At 38.4% G+C, this 2,474-nt stretch carries 2 protein-coding genes; one reads left to right on the top strand and one right to left on the bottom strand.

Going from position 1 to position 2,474, the window contains the following annotated elements; all coding sequences use genetic code 11:
• Positions 1–831: 831 nt before the first annotated feature.
• Positions 832–1,446, bottom strand: coding sequence for a DUF1997 domain-containing protein (locus FJR37_RS25820; protein WP_039199898.1), 615 nt, complete (start codon positions 1,444–1,446; stop codon positions 832–834).
• A gap of 330 nt (positions 1,447–1,776) precedes the next feature.
• Between FJR37_RS25820 and FJR37_RS25815 the strand changes: the two genes are divergently transcribed.
• The gene (locus FJR37_RS25815; protein WP_072033560.1) at positions 1,777–2,445 is read left to right on the top strand and encodes a glycoside hydrolase family protein; all 669 of its coding nucleotides are present in this window, start codon (positions 1,777–1,779) and stop codon (positions 2,443–2,445) included.
• Positions 2,446–2,474: the final 29 nt, after the last annotated feature.

Here is a 2,474-nt window from a genome sequence, read left to right as displayed (position 1 = left end):
TTTGGCTACAACCGCCCGGAAATCAATTTCCGGGCTAATAGCTCAAGTACGTTAAAACGTACTCAAATTAATTGAGAATAACGTTAACCAAACGGTACTGGGTCGCACCAACAACAGAATTATTAGCACCAACAACATTTATTGCAATCTGGCTCTGCCTTCAATACTAGCAGAGGCAGAGCCTCTGTGATAACATTCCCAGTCAGAGACTGGGAACGAGATAAACGAGATAAAAGTAGTCGGTTTAAACCGACTTTAGCTATAAGACAGGGAATTTATTCCCTGGATTCTGGATTCTGAAACTCTGAAATATTCAAGAATGGACTTAAACTACCTACCACTAGAAAAGCATCCTATTACGGAAATAATGGCAGGTAGATTTAGGTTATGGTATCGGTTCTCAAGGCAATGGTATTGTTGTTTCAACATCAACGGGAATATTACCCGCAATAGATTTGAGGTTGCGTACTGATAACAATACCTTAGAGGATGTTTGAAAAGTATTATATCAAACCAGTAATCTCCAAAAACCTAACCCCCCTACCCCCCTTCCCTGCAAGGGAATGGGGGTTTTAAAGCCTCTCCCCTTGCAGGGGAGAGGTTTGGAGAGGGGTCAGTCTATACATTCAAAACTTTTCAAACACCCTCTTAGAGGATGTTTGAAAAGTGGTATTCCGTAATTTTCATCACATTGCTACCCCCCTTTCCCCTTGTAAAGGGGGGAAACAATAAAAATCCAGTTCCCTCCCCTTTACAAGGGGAGGGTTAGGGTGGGGTAAAAAATATTTGATACATCAACCATAACTTTTCAAACACCCTCTTAGACCGTTATTATTTGTGTTTCTTTTGCGAAAAAGGTATATTTAGAGATTGATGAAAATCTTTTTGTACCTTGTGTGTGAGACGATGGGAAACTTTACGGACTATTTGATTAAGGATGCGATCGCCAGTAGACTGAATTAACGAATAGGGTAATCGCTGAATAAATCTGGGAAACTGCAACTCAACAACCAAATCCAACTCCCACTCCACCCGCGTAACCCCATCTAAATCACCTATCAATCGTGTTGATGATTTATAATCCACCTCATAACCAGGTGACTGATAATCAGGTACAGGAATAGTTCGGATTTGGAATTCATTATCTTCAGGTTTTAACAACTCCAAGCCAATCTTCGGTTCTACATCGTAACCAAAAGCACCAAATTTACCTACCGCCAAAGCATAACTATTTTCACCTATCCGGCTTACCTTCATCGGTTCTGCACAACGACCAAACCAGGAAGAGTGAGTATTAAAATACTTCTCTACCTGCTCCACAGGAGCATACATTTCCATCCCATCTTGATAATTACCATAAAATTTAGTTGTGCTTAGATGAGCCTCCTGTAATACAGTCTCATCGGCTACTTCCCATGATTGATATTTACTATTGTTTGTAACCATAAATTTGTTTTTTCTATATCTGGAAAGTTGTCTATATTCATCATTCCCATTTCAGGGAAGTTTTTTCGCATCAAAATCCAATTTTCACGAAAATTTCAAAAAATTGTCATTAACTTTACACAAACGGCATGAACTGATTATGTAGAGTCAGTCAACAACGAGAAAAATGGTAAATTCAGGTGTAACCAATTCACAGTCATTCAATAATTGATATTGTAGCTAAATACGAAAATAACTTCATCATAGCAATATTACTGAGCCGAGCAATCTTCCGAAATAAAAAAGTTAATTTTTGCTTATTAGTCCCAAGAAATAACTAAAAGGAGTTAAATTCTGAAAAACTTTGAACTGAAAGGTGTAGAAAAACTCATCGCTCCCATAGCCTCACTTTTGGGCTTTGTGTACCTGTTTCAGTGGTATATTTTTGGAGATATACAATTATCTCCCGAACCTATATTTACCAGAAAACAGCCTCCCCTAGTCATGAAAGGTGGAGATCCCTATATTCGGGCATTAATGCGAACTATATCTGCCAGTGAAGCCAGTGGGAACCGTCCCTACTCTCTCTTGTATGGTGGTGAACAAGTTAATGATCTCAGTCATCATCCTCAAAAATGTATCACCATTGTCACAGGACCGAATACAGGTAACTGTTCCACAGCCGCAGGTAGATATCAAATTATTAATACTACGTGGGATCAAATTGCTCCTCGTTATCATCCAAAACCCAGCAAAATGATGCTTTGGACTAATTATAGTTTTGAAGCAGAGTATCAAGATGTAGTAGTTTACCGTTGGTTAAATGATGCAAAAGTTTGGGGTGTAAATATTCCTAAGCTATTACAGCAACAAAAATTAAATGATGTTCTCCGAAAACTCTCCCCCACATGGACAAGTTTAGGATACGGGATAGAAAATAATTCTGTTAGTAGTTCCTTACCCAAAATTTATCAGCAAATCTTAAAAGAAGAATTAAAGCAAAATACCCCAACTAAGTAGGTGGGTGTTGAAAATTGTCGTTATGGCAC

The sequence above is a fragment of the Aphanizomenon sp. UHCC 0183 genome (assembly GCF_009712065.1).
Lineage (GTDB): Bacteria > Cyanobacteriota > Cyanobacteriia > Cyanobacteriales > Nostocaceae > Dolichospermum > Dolichospermum heterosporum.
This window is presented reverse-complemented; position numbering and strand designations above follow the sequence as displayed.